This window comes from Algibacter aquimarinus, assembly GCF_039543265.1.
GTDB lineage: Bacteria > Bacteroidota > Bacteroidia > Flavobacteriales > Flavobacteriaceae > Algibacter_B > Algibacter_B aquimarinus.
The window spans coordinates 411,875-428,461 of sequence record NZ_BAABJK010000006.1 but is presented as its reverse complement, the minus strand read 5'-3'; the positions used below and the strand labels follow the sequence as shown (position 1 = coordinate 428,461).

The following is a 16,587-nucleotide window of genomic DNA, read 5'->3' as shown; positions in this document are numbered from 1 at the left end:
ATTTTTGAAAGTTAAAGGTTCTCGATACAATTTTGAGGGGAGTCAAAATCTCTTCAACTTGCGTTCAATAAGCATATTTTAGTTATTTCTTTTTGAACATGCTATTCATTATAGTTCTTATGCCTTTAAATAACATGACAACAGCTAAAGCAGAAATAGCACAGCCTATAATAAGAAGCGGATAGTATAATTTATCCTCAGGTTTACTGAAAGCAAAGCTTAATAATATTGGCCCCATAAATAAACTTAACAATGCAAAAACAAGTGTTTTTATACCCTTAAATAATACTTGTTTGTCCGTTCTATTTTCTTCCATCTTTATAATTTTTTACAGCGTTACGAACGCTTTTGTGTTGGTTTAATAAATGTAATGCTTCTGCTTCAGAAACATTTATTTCCTTCATTATCATTTTAGTACCTCTATCTACAAGCTTGTTGTTGCTCAATTGCATATCTACCATTTTGTTACCTTTTACATGACCGAGTTGAATCATTGTAGAGGTGGTAATCATATTCAATACTAATTTTTGAGCAGTTCCGGCTTTCATTCTTGAGCTACCAGTGACAAATTCTGGTCCTACCACCACTTCAATAGGATATTTTGAAGCTTGCGATAATGGGCTATTGTGATTACAGGTAATACAACCTGTAATGATATTATTTTCGTTACATTTTTCTAAAGCTGAAATAACATAAGGTGTTGTGCCAGATGCTGCAATACCAATAACTACATCTTTTGAACTTACTTTGTATTCCTGTAAATCTACCCAACCTTGCGTTGTGGAGTCTTCTGCAAATTCTACTGCTTTACGAATTGCTGAATCTCCGCCAGCAATTAATCCAATAACTAAATCGTGCGGTACGCCAAAGGTTGGCGGGCATTCTGAAGCATCAACTATACCAAGTCTTCCGCTTGTGCCTGCTCCCATGTAAAAAAGGCGCCCTCCGTTTTTTAGTTTTTCAACTATTTGCTGAACTAAAGCTTCAATTTGAGGTATGGCTTTTTCGACTGCGTGAGGAACACTTTTGTCTTCTTGGTTAATGTTTTTGAGAAGTTCTGAAACTCTCATCTTTTCCAGATGATTGTGATTAGAATCTTGCTCGGTGGTTTTAATGAAACTCATGTTTCAAAAGTACATTTTTTTTAGAAAGTAATGCATTTTCAATAGCTTTTGTTGCACTAATTTATTAGTACTATTGTTAATCAGAAAACTATTGTTTTACTCAATTATATAAGTAAATACGGATACTTCGGAAGCTCTAAAATAGCCTAAAGGGTAATTATCTGGATTGGTTTGATTAACACAATTTCCTCTAACAGAAGCTGGTTGTGTTTCAAAAGGGTCGCCAGAATCATCGTCAGTTTGTTGAAGAAGGATATTCATAAATTCATAGAAAGGACCAGATATACCTAAATTTCTTATTTCTAATTCTTCACCAGCTTCAATATCTTCGTCGGAGTAAAATGCGAATATTTGATTACCATCTGTAAACTCATCGTCATAAACTTCAAGGTCTAGAATGTTTTTATCAACTCTTCTAAATTCAAAAAGATAATGGTTTTCTATGTTTTCAGGATCGGTGTAATAAGCTTCAATCTCAGTTTCCTCACCAGAAAAGCCACCTTCATTATTTTGTTCAACAAATTCGATAGGCACTACAGGCAACAGTGTTTCTGTGGCTGTATAGGTTTCACTATTATAAACAACAGTTAGGTTGTAATCCCTGTTTAATACTGGTATAAACGTGTTGTTTTGATAAACACCTGAGTTAGCATCTTCAATAAAATTAAAAGTATTGTTAAAATTATCTGTCACAAACACAGTAGCACCAGTGGCAGGTGGAATAACATCGTCGAAAAAAGGAGCAGTTAACGACAATTTAATTGTCTGGTTGTTTCCTGTGGTTCCTTTTTCCCAATTAAGTGCGGCATCTATAACTAACCTAGTTTGAGCTGTTTCTAAATCAACATCAATAACGTCTTCACATGATGTGAGACAAAAACCAATAAAAAGAATGTATATTATATTTTTCATTTTAAAGTTTAAAATTATAAGATACCGATGGTACAATTCCGAAAATTGATAAACGAACCGCCTCATTTCTTCTATTATCTTGGTTTTGTCTGAAAGAAACAGAGGCTGCATTTCTGCGGTTATAAGCATTATACAAACCAAATACCCAATAGCTTTTCCAGCCATTAACTTTTTTAGGTTTAGGTGTGTAAGTAGCCGAAATATCTAAACGATTATAAGCTGTTAATCTATCTGAATTTCTTTCACCAAAGTTTGGTATTATAACGCCATTAAATTCATATTGACTATCTGGAAAGGTGACAGGTTGCCCCGTTTGAAAAATAAAATTTGCATTTAATTTCCATTTATCATTAAGCTCGTAACTTCCAGTTAATGAAACATCATGAGTTTTATCAAAAGGTGTTTCGTACCAATTTCCGTTATTTATACCAATTTCATCAGGTGTTCTTCCAGGTGTTCTTTGTTCTGATCTGGATAGGGTATAAGCCAACCAACCTTTAAATCGACCTTCATTTTTTCTTAATAAAAATTCGGCTCCATAGGCTCTAGCTTCACCATTTAAAATAGACTGTTCAATGGCATTATTTGCTACTAAATCAGCGCCATCTATATAATCTATTCTGTTTTGTATAGTTTTATAAAAACTCTCAATTTCTAAAGAGTATTCATTATTATTGAAATTTTTAAAATACCCAATAGCATACTGATCTAATAATTGTGGTTTTATGTATTTGCCACTAGGTGTCCACACATCTAAAGGTGTTGGCGAATTTGTATTAGAAAGTAAGTGCAAGTATTGGCTCATTCTGTTGTAACTGGCCTTAACCGAACTATTAGAATTTAATTGATATGCTAAAGCGAAACGAGGTTCTAGATTTGCAAATTTTTCAATAACATCAGAGCGTTTGAAATTTGCAACCTCAATAGGGTTTGCCTTTTCATAAATTTGAAAGTCTTCGTTAAAAACGACACCTTGGTCATTTTCATAAATATTTAATTCATCTTGACCCAGCCTGTGAAATGTACTTAGTCTTACCCCGTATGATAGCGCTAATTTATCAGATATTTTATGTTCAGCATCTAAATAAATAGCATTTTCAAAGGCATATTTGTCGGTTAATTTAAATGGATTAATCCCTGAAGTTTCTACTGTTGGCGTAATATCTCCAGGGTTAAATTTGTAATAAATGCTATTTAAACCATATTGAAGTTTAAATTTATCGTTCAAATAATGTTTTAAATCGTATTTCACGTTAAAGTTTCGAATACCTGAAACCCAATCAAATTCTACGAAGTTTAATTTTAAATCGTAATCATAATCAGAATAGATTAATGATAAATTTGAGAATAATTTGTCTGAAAATAAGTGATTCCACCTAAAGTTTAGTACAGCATTACCATAGGAGTTTTCAAAGGTATCCTCAATACTAAACACATCACGACCAAAATAACCAGAAAGATAAATATTGTTTCTGTCGTTTATTTTGTAGCTAAGTTTTGTATTTAAATCATAAAAATAAGCAATGTTGTTAAGATCAAACAATGGTAAAAATAGATGTGCATAACTAGAACGACCGCCAAAAAGAAAAGAGCCTTTATCTTTTTTAAGAGGACCTTCAGCTAAAAGTCTGCTTGATACAATACCAATACCACCATTCATTTTAAATTCTCTACTATTACCTTCTTTTTGATAAATATCTAAAACTGAAGAAACTCTTCCACCATAGCGTGCAGGAATCCCTCCTTTATATAGCTTTAAATCTTTAATGGCGTCTGGATTAAAAACAGAAAAGAAACCAAATAAATGCGATGAATTATAAATAATAGCCTCGTCTAATAGAATTAAGTTCTGGTCTGCTGCACCACCTCTAACATTAAAACCAGATGAACCTTCGCCAGCATTTGTTACACCAGGAAGAAGTGTAATCGCTTTTACAATATCTGATTCTCCTAAAACCACAGGGATTTCTTTTATTGTTGCAGATGTTAGCTTATTAACACTCATTTGAGGTGTTTTAATATTGAGTTTTTCAATATCCTCAGTAATAACTACTGCGTCTAAATTTTCTAAAGCTTCAGATAAGCTGTAGTTTTTTGTAATATTCTCGGTTAACGTAATAGTCTCAGAAATGGTATTAAAACCTAAATAACTTATTATTATTTTATAGGTACCTTCTGGAACAGTGATGGAATAAAAGCCGTATTCATTTGTTGTTGTACCTGATGCTATTTCAGGAAAAATAATATTTACTCCAATTAAAGTTTCATTACTTTTTTCTTCAGAAATAGTGCCGCTTAAAGTAAACTTTTCTTGGGCATTTATAAATAAGGTGTTAAAAGAGAGCGCGAAAATAAACCACAATAGGATTTTATTCATGTAATAGCTTTTTTTTATAAAAATATAAAAAAGCCCCTTAAAAGGAGCTTTTAAAAAATACTTTATAATTTTTTTAACCTATAATAGCATTAAAGGTTTTACTTGGTCTCATGGCCTGATTAATTAAAGTTTCATCAGGTTCGTAATAACCACCAATGCTTATTGGGTTTCCTTGAATACTATTAAGTTCGTTTATAATAGTATCTTCATTTTCAACCAGCTGCTGCGCTAAAGTTGTAAATTCTGCTTTTAAACTTTCATCTTTGTCTTGATTTGCAAGTTCTTGCGCCCAATACATGGCTAAGTAAAAATGACTTCCTCTGTTATCTAACTCTCCAACTTTTCTTGAAGGGCCTTTTTTGTTTTCTAATAATTTGTCAGTAGCATCATCCAATGCTTCGCCTAATACTTTAGCTTTTGGGTTGTTGTTTACTTCACCTAAATGATCTAGTGAAACGGCTAATGCTAAAAATTCTCCTAGAGAATCCCAACGCAAGTGATTTTCCTCTAGCAACTGCTGTACATGTTTTGGAGCAGAACCACCAGCACCTGTTTCAAATAACCCACCACCATTCATTAATGGAACAATAGACAACATTTTTGCGCTAGTACCAACTTCTAATATTGGGAATAAATCTGTTAAATAATCACGTAATACATTACCAGAAACAGAAATGGTGTCTTCACCCTTTATAATGCGTTCACAAGTAAATTTAGTTGCTTCGATAGGGGATAAGATTCTTAAATCTAACCCAGAAGTATCATGGTCTTTTAAGTATGTATTTACTTTTTTAATTAATTCAGCATCATGAGCTCTGTTTTCATCTAGCCAGAAAACAGCGGGGGTTTGTGATGCTCTTGCACGTGTAACCGCCAATTTTACCCAGTCCTGGATTGGAGCGTCTTTGGTTTGACACATTCTCCAAATATCACCAGTTTCAACATCATGTTGTAAAAGGGTATCTCCAGATTCATTAATTACTTTTACAGTTCCCTTTGACGGGATTTCGAAAGTTTTATCATGAGAACCATATTCTTCAGCTTTTTGAGCCATTAAACCAACATTGGGAACCGTACCCATAGTTGTTGGATCGAAAGCTCCATGTTTTTTACAAAAATCTATTGTGGCAGCATAGATTCCAGCATAACTACTATCTGGTATAATGGCTTTGGTATCTTGTAATTTACCTTCAGCATTCCACATCTGTCCAGATGTACGAATCATTGCCGGCATTGAAGCATCAATAATAACATCACTTGGTACATGCAAGTTGGTAATGCCTTTATCGCTATTTACCATCGCTATACTAGGTCCGTTTTTGTAAGTAGTTGCTATGTCATCTTCAATTTCTTGACGCTTATCTTCAGGTAATTCTTGAATACGTTCTAAAAGATTTCCTAAACCAGAATTTACATTTACACCAAGCTCTTCTATTATGTTGCCATGTTTTTCAAATACATCTTTAAAAAAGGCTTTTACAGCATGACCAAAGATGATAGGGTCACTTACCTTCATCATGGTGCCTTTCATGTGTAGCGAAAACAATACGTTTTTTTCTTTTGCATCAGCAACTTGTTTGTCTAAAAAGCTCACTAATGCTTTTTTACTCATTACTGTAGCGTCAATTATTTCACCTTTTAAAAGCGGAAAACTATTTTTTAAAACGGTAGTATTTCCGTTACTATCGGTATGTTCTATTTTTACACTGGTTGCTTCAGGTATTGTAACTGATTTTTCGTTATGAGCAAAATCTCCATCACTCATGGTTGCAACATGTGTTTTAGAATCGCTAGACCATACACCCATAGAGTGAGGGTTCTTTTTAGCATAATTTTTCACTGCTTTTGGTGCACGCCTGTCGCTATTTCCTTCTCTTAAAACCGGGTTTACAGCACTTCCTTTAATTTTATCGTAACGGGTTTTAATTTCTTTTTCTGTGTCGTTTTCAGGATCATCAGGATAGTTAGGAATATCAAAACCTTGAGATTGCAATTCTTTAATAGCGCCTTTTAATTGTGGTATTGAGGCACTAATATTAGGAAGTTTTACAATATTTGCTTCTGGTTTTTTTGCTAACTCACCCAAAAAAGCCAAGTCGTCTGAAACTTGTTGGTTTTGGTTTAAATAATCTGGAAATGCAGATAGAATTCTTGCTGCTAATGAGATATCTTTGGTTTCAATAGCTATTCCAGAAGATTTAACAAAAGACTGAACAATTGGTAAAAAAGAACGAGTTGCTAAAGCAGGTGCTTCATCAGTTTTAGTGTAAATAATCTTCGACATTCGTTTTGATATTTTTATAATTATGACTTAAAAAATGAAATAAAAAGAAGGGTTCATTTTTCGCGTTGCGAATATACAAAAATTGCCTTTTAAAATCTTTATATAGTTATAGTAAAAGCTTATAAATTAATTAGATTTTAAGGAATACTAATAAAAGTTGAATGCAGTATGAATTATATAAAAAAAGAAAGTGATAAAATTATATAAAAACAAAAGCCATATCACTGCAGAAATTAATCTCCTTTGATATGGCTTTCTATGAAATAACATAACATGATCTATTTAACATTACTGCTAAAATCAATTTGAATTTTCATCAAATCTTTTCGATTCAAGTGCTATTATTTCAAGTGAAACATTACTGTAATTTTCAAAATGTATTGACATATTACATACAATGCTTCAGTTAATCGTTTTTCTTGATGCTATTAAACGAACTTTTCACTTTCGTGTTAAACTAATTTAACGCATTGCTCTTATTACAACTTTCACTTTCGTTCAAGTCGTTTTCAAAGCTTTCAGTTTTAACTAGTTTCTCGTTTTATTTCTTGTGTATTCAAACTTATATCTTCAAAAAGTCATCCAATTTCTTGCATGTCCCTCAGTTTTTATAAATCTGTTTTATCCAAAACCTAATCAGAGTCTTTTTAAAACGTCATGGTTTTTAACTTACACATGCATACACATGGTATCTCAAACCTCAAAAAACAATTATAATAAAGAACGTTACCTTATTTAGATTTAATACTAATTCGCTGTTGAGACGAAACCAACCGAAGTTGTTATTATTTCTTCTATAAAGATAATATGTAAATCTAATAAAACAAACTTTTTAAGGTGTTAGATATTAACTTGTTATGAACTCTAGTTATTAACAATAGTTAACAAAAAAAGCCTTGATAGATATCAAGGCTTTTAATATTCTGCTTTTGCAGTAGTAAGTTTTTAACGTCTACGCTCGGTAATTCTGGCTTTTTTACCAGTAAGACCTCTAAAGTAAAAGATACGAGCTCTACGTACTTTACCGCGTTTGTTTACTTCTATTTTTTGTAAAGCTGGTAAGTTAACTGGGAATATACGTTCCACTCCAACAGTACCAGACATTTTTCTTATTGTAAAAGTTTCAGAAGATCCAGATCCTCTTCGTTGTATTACAGTTCCTCTAAAAAACTGAGTACGTACTTTTTCTCCTTCTCTAATTTCGTAATATACAGTAATTGTATCACCAGCACTAAATTCTGGTAAGTCTTTTCTTGTTACAAATTCGTCTTGAACAAATTTTATTAAAGATTCCATATCTTTATATTTATAAATATTTTAATCAGAACAACATTCACGATTTTCGCCAGAGGTTAACCCGAAATTGGGTGCAAAAATAGTTATTAATTAATAATCTGCAATATATTATTTGTATTTTTTTGATGTTTATTTTTGCTTAGAAATTTATTAAATATAGAGTAGGAAGTAATTATGCAATGACGGTTGAATTTGATGATGATTTCCATAGCCACGATAACGATCTAGACTAATCGTCTAATAAATCAGGTCGTCTTTCTTTAGTTCTTAGGTAAGCCTGTTCTTCGCGCCATTTTTCAATCTCAGGAAAATTTCCTCCAAATAATAACTCTGGAACCTTCCAGCCTTTGTATTCTCTGGGCTTTGTATAAATAGGAGGTGCTAATAAACCGTCTTGAAACGAATCGGTTAGGGCAGAGGTTTCATTACCTAAAACTCCTGGAATTAAACGTATTACTGCATCGCAAAGTACAGCAGCTCCTAATTCGCCCCCAGATAATACATAATCACCAATAGATATTTCTTTAGTTATAAAATGATCACGAACACGCTGGTCTACACCTTTATAATGACCGCAAAGAATAATAATATTTTCTTTAAGTGATATTTGATTGGCAATACCTTGATTTAAGGTCTTGCCATCTGGAGTCATATAAATAACCTCGTCATAATGTCTCTCATTTTTTAGTTTCGAGATACATTTATCAATAGGTTCTACCATCATAACCATACCTGCACCACCACCAAACTGTGTGTCGTCTATAGATTTATATTTGTCGGTTGTATAATCACGTAAATTATGAAAATGCACTTCAACCAACCCCGCTTCAATAGCACGTTTTAAAATGGATGCTTCAAACGGGCTTTTAAGTAATTCTGGTAAGACGGTAATAATATCAATGCGCATTGGAGAGCTTTATATCTTACAAAGATAATTTAATTGTTTGTTTTTCTATGGAAGTTTATTGTATGAAGAGTGTATTGCATGTGTATCATACCAACCAGGGACACTTTCGGTTCTTAATAATTTAACCATTACTCGTTTAAATAATTTTATTATTCGCCATTTTTTTATTTTACTGTGATCTCCAAATAATTTGTAACCAAAAAAAATGAATCTATATTTTAGTATGGCCATTCGCTTACTTATCCATGAACCTTCAAAATCATTACCAAATAAACCCGATGACCCAGGTTCAAAAACATAATTTAGTGTTTGTCCTTCTACAGACTTAAGAGGTTCTTTTTGTTTTGGTACATCTCCTTGGTTTATAACCTTAAATTTATTGTAGCCTAAACGCTCTAGTAACTTAAATTCTTTGATGAGGTTGCTAAAATTAACTTTTTCAGATTCAATTGATATATAATTTGGTTTATTTTCAAAATGCGATAAGGTTTCTAAACACACTAAATCCATACCTTCAATATCAATTTTCATGTAATGCGGCATCCCGAATTTTTCAATACATTTTTTAAAATTTACAGTAGGCACGCTTATAATAGAAGAAGGCGTTCCAAATGTTTCATTTCGTGCAGACCAATCTTCAACTACAGTATTCCAAACGCTATTATTTTGGTTTTGATAAAATTTAATGGTTTTAGTGCTAACATTATCATTGACTATTGCACCTTCAACAATAATTAATTTATTTTCTTTTATTTTTTCTTGAAATCGTTCTTTACAACTTGCTATTAAATCTGGGTCAGCCTCAAATGCAATAACAGAAAAACCTTTTTTGAGGTAAAAAGCAGTGTCTTCACCTTTGTGCATTCCAACATCATAAATTAAATTTCTATTTACTTTAGACATTTTTTGATTTTAATTTTGATAAAAATCATTAGCTATTTTTCCAAAAAAAAGACAAATCCGTATCTTTTGTAAACCCTTCACGTTGATATAAATACTGTGCATTATTGGTAGGTTCTGTTTGAATTATAAGTCCTTTATATGATTTTTCTCTACAAAGTGCTTTAGCCTCATTTATTAAACTAGTCCCGATTTTTTTATTTCGCTGGTTTTCATCAATGTATAAATCATTTAATAAATACATGGGTTGCATTGATACCGAGGAAAATAAAAAATAAAGTTGGGTAAAACCTACTGCTACATCATTTTCGTAGGCTATATAAATTACAGAATCTTTTTTTGTAAGACGCTCTTTTAAAAAGTTTCTTGCTGCAAGAATATCAGATTGTTGCCTGTAAAATACACGATAAGCATCAAAAAGAGGAATTAAGTCTTCTAAGTGCTTAATTTTAGCTTTAATTATAGTCATACAAATAAAAAATCTGCATTTTATTATTGCAGATTTTTAAAGGTTTTATTAAGCTTTTTTCTGCTTATTAATTTCGTCTTGTAATTGTCTGCGTACCTTTTGTTCACGCTCTAAAGCCGTTTTCCGGTGTTCATCAAACTCTTCTTCTATTTCTGCCAATGCATGTTTTGCATTTTTAGTAACAGCATTACTATTTTTAAATTTAAAAATGAAGAATAATAAGAGTGCTAATAGTCCTCCAACAATAGACCACATAAGGACATTGTAGCTAACTTTACTCATTTGCATACCAAATAATGCCATGTTGTTTTTTTCATTATTGGTTTTATCTAAGTCTACTTGAGTATTAGATAAGTTAGCTTTTAAATCTGTTATTTCTTTGGCTTGTGTTTCAACAATAGCTTTGGTATCTGCTAAGTTTTTATATACAGTTTTTAAAGAATCGATAGTGTTGGCTCTTAAAGTAAGTAACATATTGCGTTTTACGGCTTCATACATTTGTCCATTTGTACCTCTAAAGTTACCTGATTTTCTTAACAGAAAATCAAATTGATTATCAATAGTACCACTGTTTATAGTCTGATTATCGTCTTTTGAAGTTTGTGAGAAAGATGTTGATGAAAAAGCTATTAGAATAGCAGTAAAAGTAAGGTATTTAATAAGTTTCATTTAGGATTAGTTTAAAATGGTTGCGTTAGGTTTTACGAAGTTATAAAATATTGTCTATTAACATAATATATTTATTAAAAAGCCTCAAATTAATGAGGCTATTTTATATACGGTTAAAAAAATAATTTAGATTTTTTTTATTAATAGTAGGTATAACGTCTCACCTTAGCAATATATTTTGCTAATCTGATAACTTGATGACTATATCCATATTCGTTATCGTACCAAATGTATAGAATCACATTTTTTCCATCTTTACGAACTATAGTTGCTTTACTATCATATATGGATGGAGCTGAACTTCCAACAATATCACTAGAAACTAATTCGTCGCTTAATTCATATTTTATTTGCTCAACCAAATCGCCTTCTAAGGCATATTTTTTTAAAATGGTGTGTATGCCATTAAGAGAAGTTTTATTTTTTAATTCTAAATTTAGAATTGCTAAAGATCCATTAGGAACTGGTACACGAATAGCATTTGATGTTAGTTTTCCTTCTAAACTTGGTAATGCTTTTGCAACTGCACTTCCGGCACCAGTTTCTGTTATAACCATATTTAAGCCTGCTGCACGACCACGACGGTATTTACCATGAAAATTATCGACTAGATTTTGATCGTTGGTATAAGCGTGAATAGTTTCTAAATGTCCGCTTTTAACTCCAAATGAATCTTCAATGGCTTTTAAAACAGGGGTAATAGCATTTGTAGTACAAGAAGCGGCAGAGAAAATATTAACTTTATCTGGGTCGTTTTCTTTATGATTTACACCATAAACAATATTTGGAACTTCTTTTCCGGGTGCCGTTAATAAAACTTTATCAACACCTTTAGATAGTAAATGTCTACTTAATGCTTCTTTATCTCTAAAAGCCCCAGTATTATCAATAACTAAGGCGTTATTAATATGATTCTTTGTATAATCGATATCTTCAGGGTTATTGGCAGATATAATATTTACTGTAGTTCCGTTTATAATTAGTGCTTTGTTTTTCTCATCAACAGACACTGTTCCAGAAAAATCGCCGTGAACAGAATCATTTTTTAATAAAGAAGCTCTTTTTTCTAGTATTTGTTTATCTATTTTACCACGAGTTACTATAGCCCTTAATCGCAATTGGCTCCCTTTGCCAGTTCTGGCCATAAGCTCGCGTGCAACTAAACGCCCAATTCTACCAAAGCCATAAAGTATAACATCCTTTGGTTTTAAATCTCCATTTTTATTAGCGTCTCTTAATTTTGATGCTACAAATGCAGTAACGTTGTTGTGCGTGTTGTCTTCTAAATGGTACTCGTAAGTTAATTTGCCAATATCTAGTTTAGCAGGAGGTGTATCTAGTGTTTTAATGGCTTGTGCTATTTCAACAGAATCAAAAATAGAAATAGGTTTTTGAACAAATTTACCGGCGTAATCATGAAGATTTAAAATCTGACTTACGTTTCTATCAATTAACTGATTTCTAAAAAGAACCAACTCGATTGATTTGTCGTACCATAGGTCGCTAATAATTTTAATAAATTCTACGGTTGCTCTTCTGCGGTCTGCTTGAAAAGCTAACTCTTTTTCATAAGTTTCGTTAAAATTCATTGCTTAAATAGTTTAGTTTGTTGTATAATTTTTGGCAAAAATACCATATTTCAAACGTTTTCGTAGCGTATTTTTATAAAAAAATATGCCCATTAAAATCTTAAGATTTTAATGGGCATATAGAAGTCTTTTTATTGATGTCTCTACCTAAAAATAACTTCTTTTCTCTCTTTTCTTTTATTAATATATTCTAGTTTTTTAACGTTTTCTAAAATATCATCACCATATTGTTCTTTTATTTTAGAGATATCTTCAATAGTTTCAATTTTAGTATCATTAATACCAGTTATTATATATCCTGGCGAAATACCAAGGTTATTATACAACCATTTATTTTCAGAATCTTTTACCATAACACCATAATCAATATCATATTCTTCTTTAAATGAATCTGATAAATCTTGTAATTCCATTTTCATGAAAATCACTGAGAAGTTTTCTGTTTTGGTAAGTGTTACATTTAATGTTTTGTAGCTATTATCTCTAAATAATTCAACAGTTACAATATCGTTAGGACGTTTTGTTTTTATGTATCCGCTTAAGTCTTCAAATTTTGAGACTTTAATATCGTCTAATTTTTTAATAATATCTCCTTCTTTAATACCTGCTTTCTCTGCGCCAGAATTTTTTATTACTTCACCAACAAAAACACCTTCAGTGTAATCTAATTGAAGTTTTTCTGCAATATCACTATTAAAGGTGCCTCCTTTTATTCCTAAAACTCCATTTTGTACATTTCCGTATTCCATAATATCTTCAATAACCTTTCTAGCTATGTTGCTTGGAACAGCGAAAGAATAGCCAATGTAAGATCCTGTTTGAGATGTAATTGCAGTATTAATACCTATAAGCTCTCCGTTGGTGTTTACTAGCGCTCCACCAGAATTACCCGGGTTAACGGCTGCATCTGTTTGGATAAATGATTGAGAGCTTTGTCCTGTTAAATCTCTAGATTTTGCACTTATAATACCAGCAGTTACTGTTGATGTTAAATTGAATGGGTTACCAACGGCTAAAACCCACTCACCAATTTTTGCATTGTCTGAATCTCCAAAAGTTACAAAAGGAAGCTCGTTTTCCGGTTCAATTTTTAATAAGGCAATATCTGTTTTTGGGTCTGTACCAATAACTTTTGCTTCATAAGTTTGGTTATCGTTTAAAGTAACAGATAATTCTTGAGCGTTTTTGATTACGTGATTATTAGTAATTATGTATCCATCAGAATTAATAATAACACCTGAACCCGTTCCTAGTTGTGGTCTAGCTTGACTTCTTCCAAAAAACAAATCTTCAAAAGTTGTTGGACCAGAACTCATTGTTACATTTTTAACGTGCACCACAGCATTTACAGTATTTTCAGCGGCAGTTGTAAAATCCGGATTTTCTATAGAATTAAAAGGAGTATTAATGTTACTAGTTGGCAAAAATGTTGGATTTTCATTTTTTGTTTCAACAATCATTTTATTTTCCTCTTCTAAAAAAAGCTTGTATGCACCAAGAGTTAAAACGCCACCTAATGCAGAAACCAATACTAATGTTAAAATCTTCTTCATGTTTTTCAGTTTTAAGTATTATTTAATAACGATTAAAATTAATTATTTATTGAATTAGCAATTCAACTTTAACGATTTTTAACTTCTAATTTAACGACTATTTAACAATCAAAAAAACAGTTTATATTTATATATTTGTGCTTTATTATGCAGCAACTTTTTTATAAATACCAAGGAACAGGAAACGATTTTGTGATGATTGATAATCGTCAAAAAAAATTTAACAAAAACGATACCAAATACATAAAATTTTTATGTGACAGACGTTTTGGCATAGGAGCTGACGGACTTATTTTACTAGAAAACCATGATACTTTGGATTTTAAAATGGTTTACTATAATGCAGATGGAAATGAAAGTTCTATGTGTGGTAATGGTGGCCGATGTTTAGTTGCTTTTGCCAAACAATTAGGTGTAATTAACAACAAAGCCACTTTTGAGGCTGTAGATGGTTTGCATCATGCTACAATAGAGGGCGATATTGTTAAGTTGCAAATGCAGAATGTATCTGGTATTAAAGAAAATAATAATTATATTTTTTTAGATACTGGCTCGCCGCATCATGTTCAATTTGAGGATAATATTAATGACTTTGATATTAAATCTAAAGGTGCTAAAATTAGATATGGTGAACCTTATAATGAAGCTGGTAGTAATGTTAATTTTGTAAGCAAAATATCAGATTCTAAGTTTAGAGTAAGAACCTACGAGCGTGGTGTTGAAGATGAAACTTTGTCATGCGGAACAGGTGTTACAGCCGTTGCTTTGGCGATGCATTATATAGGTGAAACTGAAAAAAGAAACGTTACATTAAATGTTGAAGGAGGAACTTTAGAAGTTTGTTTTGATATTGAAGATGAAACGTATAAAAACGTATGGCTTATCGGACCTGCACAACTGGTTTATAAAGGAGCGATATGATAACTCTAAAAGGTGAAAACATATATTTACGAGCTTTAGAGCCAGAAGATTTAGAGTTTATTCATGCTATAGAAAACGATGAAACCATTTGGGAAATTAGTAACACGCAAACACCGTATTCTAAGTTTTTAATAAAACAATATCTAGAGCAGGCTCATAAAGATATTTTTGAAGTTAAGCAATTAAGACTCGTTATTTCGAGTTATGAGGATGAACCACTAGGAATGATTGATATTTTTGATTTCGATTTTAAAAATTACAGAGCAGGTATTGGTATTTTAATAAAAGAGCCTTTAAATAGAGAGAAAGGTATTGGGAGTGAAGCTTTAAGTATGTTAATAGATTATAGTTTTACGCACTTAGGGTTACATCAATTATATTGTAATATTTCAGAAGATAATGAAGCTAGCTTTAAACTATTTGAAAAGCAAGGTTTTAGTAAAATTGGTTTAAAAAAAGATTGGAACTATGTAAATGGTTCATACAAAAACGAATACTTGTTACAACTAATAAACAACTAAATGTATATTAAGAAAATACTTTGGGCTATAGCTATTATTGGATTACTTGTGGCTGCTTATTTTGCAAACTTTGTTTATGGCGCTATGCTAAAACCAAATACAGCCTTTAATAATGATGAAGCTTATGTTTACATTCCGTCTAATGCAAAGTATGAAGATGTTCGTGCTCAACTTGAGCCATTATTAGATAATATTAGTTCTTTTGACGATTTGGCTGAACGGAAAAAATATATCAATAACATACGAGGAGGGAAGTATGTTATAAAAAAAGACATGAGTAATAATGACATTATAAATGCCATTCGAATTAATAGTTTACCAATAAAAGTCTCTTTTAATAACCAATCCACATTAGAAAAATTAGCTGGACGCATTTCTAAAGATATTGAAGCAGATAGTATTTCAATATTAAATGCAATGCTTGATAAAACCTTTTTAGCAGATAATGATTTTAATGAAGCCACAGCTTTAGGGATGTATTTACCAAATAGTTACGAGTTTTTTTGGAATACTACAGCCGAAGATTTTAGAGACAGGATGTTAAAAGAATATAAGCGTTTTTGGAATAATACTAGAATTAAAAAGGCTGAAAATATTGGTTTGACGCCAAATCAAGTAATAGCTTTAGCATCAATAGTTTATGAAGAATCAAAGCAAGCTTCTGAGCAACCCAGAATAGCAGGAGTCTATCTTAATAGATTAAGAATTGGAATGCCACTTCAAGCAGACCCAACTTTAAAATTTGCTGCATATAAACTTCCAGAATACAAAAACACTTTAATAAAGCGTGTTTTAAATGTTCATAAGGAGATTAAATCGCCCTATAATACATATAAAAATAGAGGGTTACCACCAGGTCTTATAGCTATGCCAGATATATCAGCCATAGATGCCGTGTTAAATCATGAAAAACATAAGTATCTTTATTTTGCTGCTGATGCTAAGCGTTTTGGGTTTCATAAATTCGCTAAAACACTTGCTCAACATAATGTGAATGCAAGAGCTTATCAAAGGTATTTATCGTCTCAAGGTATAAATAGATAGTGAATGGTTCGATATTAAAAT

15 protein-coding genes are annotated in these 16,587 nt (G+C 31.6%); 3 read left to right on the top strand and 12 right to left on the bottom strand.

Annotation, left to right across the window (positions count from 1 at the left end):
* Window positions 1–82 precede the first annotated feature (82 nt).
* From ABD939_RS11110 to ABD939_RS11055, 12 genes are all read right to left on the bottom strand, one after another.
* Window positions 83–316, bottom strand: a complete 234-nt coding sequence (locus tag ABD939_RS11110; protein WP_345168442.1) for a DUF6095 family protein — start codon at window positions 314–316, stop codon at window positions 83–85.
* The gene (gene murQ, locus ABD939_RS11105; protein WP_345168439.1) at window positions 303–1,124 is read right to left on the bottom strand and encodes an N-acetylmuramic acid 6-phosphate etherase; all 822 of its coding nucleotides are present in this window, start codon (window positions 1,122–1,124) and stop codon (window positions 303–305) included. The genes ABD939_RS11110 and murQ overlap by 14 nt, the downstream gene beginning before the upstream one ends.
* A 96-nt stretch (window positions 1,125–1,220) precedes the next feature.
* A complete protein-coding gene (locus ABD939_RS11100) occupies window positions 1,221–2,036 on the bottom strand; it encodes a DUF4249 family protein (protein WP_345168435.1) in 816 nt (271 codons plus the stop codon).
* A gap of 1 nt (window position 2,037) precedes the next feature.
* Window positions 2,038–4,413: a TonB-dependent receptor gene (locus ABD939_RS11095; protein ID WP_345168429.1), complete on the bottom strand. Its 2,376-nt coding sequence runs from the start codon at window positions 4,411–4,413 to the stop codon at window positions 2,038–2,040.
* Window positions 4,414–4,486: 73 nt separating this feature from the next.
* Entirely contained in the window at window positions 4,487–6,697 is a 2,211-nt protein-coding gene (locus ABD939_RS11090) for an NADP-dependent isocitrate dehydrogenase (protein ID WP_345168425.1), read from the bottom strand.
* A 945-nt stretch (window positions 6,698–7,642) separates the two neighbouring features.
* A complete protein-coding gene (gene rplS, locus ABD939_RS11085) occupies window positions 7,643–7,993 on the bottom strand; it encodes a 50S ribosomal protein L19 (RefSeq protein WP_345168423.1) in 351 nt (116 codons plus the stop codon).
* A gap of 229 nt (window positions 7,994–8,222) precedes the next feature.
* Window positions 8,223–8,900, bottom strand: a complete 678-nt coding sequence (gene trmD, locus ABD939_RS11080; protein ID WP_345168420.1) for a tRNA (guanosine(37)-N1)-methyltransferase TrmD — start codon at window positions 8,898–8,900, stop codon at window positions 8,223–8,225.
* 45 nt (window positions 8,901–8,945) lie between these two features.
* Window positions 8,946–9,803 (bottom strand): FkbM family methyltransferase, encoded by an 858-nt coding sequence (locus tag ABD939_RS11075; RefSeq protein WP_345168414.1) that lies wholly within the window; start codon window positions 9,801–9,803, stop codon window positions 8,946–8,948.
* A gap of 28 nt (window positions 9,804–9,831) precedes the next feature.
* Window positions 9,832–10,269: a GNAT family N-acetyltransferase gene (locus tag ABD939_RS11070; RefSeq protein WP_345168408.1), complete on the bottom strand. Its 438-nt coding sequence runs from the start codon at window positions 10,267–10,269 to the stop codon at window positions 9,832–9,834.
* A gap of 48 nt (window positions 10,270–10,317) precedes the next feature.
* Window positions 10,318–10,938, bottom strand: coding sequence for a tRNA (guanine-N1)-methyltransferase (locus ABD939_RS11065; protein WP_345168404.1), 621 nt, complete (start codon window positions 10,936–10,938; stop codon window positions 10,318–10,320).
* 140 nt (window positions 10,939–11,078) lie between these two features.
* The gene (locus tag ABD939_RS11060) at window positions 11,079–12,527 is read right to left on the bottom strand and encodes a glyceraldehyde-3-phosphate dehydrogenase (RefSeq protein WP_345168400.1); all 1,449 of its coding nucleotides are present in this window, start codon (window positions 12,525–12,527) and stop codon (window positions 11,079–11,081) included.
* Between the two features lie 143 nt (window positions 12,528–12,670).
* On the bottom strand, window positions 12,671–14,080 hold the full coding sequence (locus ABD939_RS11055) for a Do family serine endopeptidase (RefSeq protein ID WP_345168396.1): 1,410 nt from the start codon (window positions 14,078–14,080) through the stop codon (window positions 12,671–12,673).
* A 147-nt stretch (window positions 14,081–14,227) separates the two neighbouring features.
* Between ABD939_RS11055 and dapF the strand changes: the two genes are divergently transcribed.
* From dapF to mltG, 3 genes are read left to right on the top strand one after another with little or no spacing between them, the layout of a single operon-like run.
* Window positions 14,228–15,001: a diaminopimelate epimerase gene (gene dapF, locus ABD939_RS11050; RefSeq protein WP_345168393.1), complete on the top strand. Its 774-nt coding sequence runs from the start codon at window positions 14,228–14,230 to the stop codon at window positions 14,999–15,001.
* Window positions 14,998–15,522 (top strand): GNAT family N-acetyltransferase, encoded by a 525-nt coding sequence (locus ABD939_RS11045; RefSeq protein WP_345168390.1) that lies wholly within the window; start codon window positions 14,998–15,000, stop codon window positions 15,520–15,522. Before dapF ends, ABD939_RS11045 begins: the two co-directional genes overlap by 4 nt.
* Complete coding sequence (mltG, locus tag ABD939_RS11040; protein ID WP_345168385.1) at window positions 15,523–16,566, top strand: endolytic transglycosylase MltG; 1,044 nt, start codon at window positions 15,523–15,525, stop codon at window positions 16,564–16,566.
* Window positions 16,567–16,587: the final 21 nt, after the last annotated feature.

What these genes read in the sequence shown, in the direction of transcription:
- ABD939_RS11110 (WP_345168442.1), bottom strand. Translation starts at nt 316, where the DNA reads ATGGAAGAAAATAGAACGGACAAACAAGTATTATTTAAGGGTATAAAA.
- murQ (WP_345168439.1), bottom strand. Translation starts at nt 1,124, where the DNA reads ATGAGTTTCATTAAAACCACCGAGCAAGATTCTAATCACAATCATCTG.
- ABD939_RS11100 (WP_345168435.1), bottom strand. Translation starts at nt 2,036, where the DNA reads ATGAAAAATATAATATACATTCTTTTTATTGGTTTTTGTCTCACATCA.
- ABD939_RS11095 (WP_345168429.1), bottom strand. Translation starts at nt 4,413, where the DNA reads ATGAATAAAATCCTATTGTGGTTTATTTTCGCGCTCTCTTTTAACACC.
- ABD939_RS11090 (WP_345168425.1), bottom strand. Translation starts at nt 6,697, where the DNA reads ATGTCGAAGATTATTTACACTAAAACTGATGAAGCACCTGCTTTAGCA.
- rplS (WP_345168423.1), bottom strand. Translation starts at nt 7,993, where the DNA reads ATGGAATCTTTAATAAAATTTGTTCAAGACGAATTTGTAACAAGAAAA.
- trmD (WP_345168420.1), bottom strand. Translation starts at nt 8,900, where the DNA reads ATGCGCATTGATATTATTACCGTCTTACCAGAATTACTTAAAAGCCCG.
- ABD939_RS11075 (WP_345168414.1), bottom strand. Translation starts at nt 9,803, where the DNA reads ATGTCTAAAGTAAATAGAAATTTAATTTATGATGTTGGAATGCACAAA.
- ABD939_RS11070 (WP_345168408.1), bottom strand. Translation starts at nt 10,269, where the DNA reads ATGACTATAATTAAAGCTAAAATTAAGCACTTAGAAGACTTAATTCCT.
- ABD939_RS11065 (WP_345168404.1), bottom strand. Translation starts at nt 10,938, where the DNA reads ATGAAACTTATTAAATACCTTACTTTTACTGCTATTCTAATAGCTTTT.
- ABD939_RS11060 (WP_345168400.1), bottom strand. Translation starts at nt 12,527, where the DNA reads ATGAATTTTAACGAAACTTATGAAAAAGAGTTAGCTTTTCAAGCAGAC.
- ABD939_RS11055 (WP_345168396.1), bottom strand. Translation starts at nt 14,080, where the DNA reads ATGAAGAAGATTTTAACATTAGTATTGGTTTCTGCATTAGGTGGCGTT.
- dapF (WP_345168393.1), top strand. Translation starts at nt 14,228, where the DNA reads ATGCAGCAACTTTTTTATAAATACCAAGGAACAGGAAACGATTTTGTG.
- ABD939_RS11045 (WP_345168390.1), top strand. Translation starts at nt 14,998, where the DNA reads ATGATAACTCTAAAAGGTGAAAACATATATTTACGAGCTTTAGAGCCA.
- mltG (WP_345168385.1), top strand. Translation starts at nt 15,523, where the DNA reads ATGTATATTAAGAAAATACTTTGGGCTATAGCTATTATTGGATTACTT.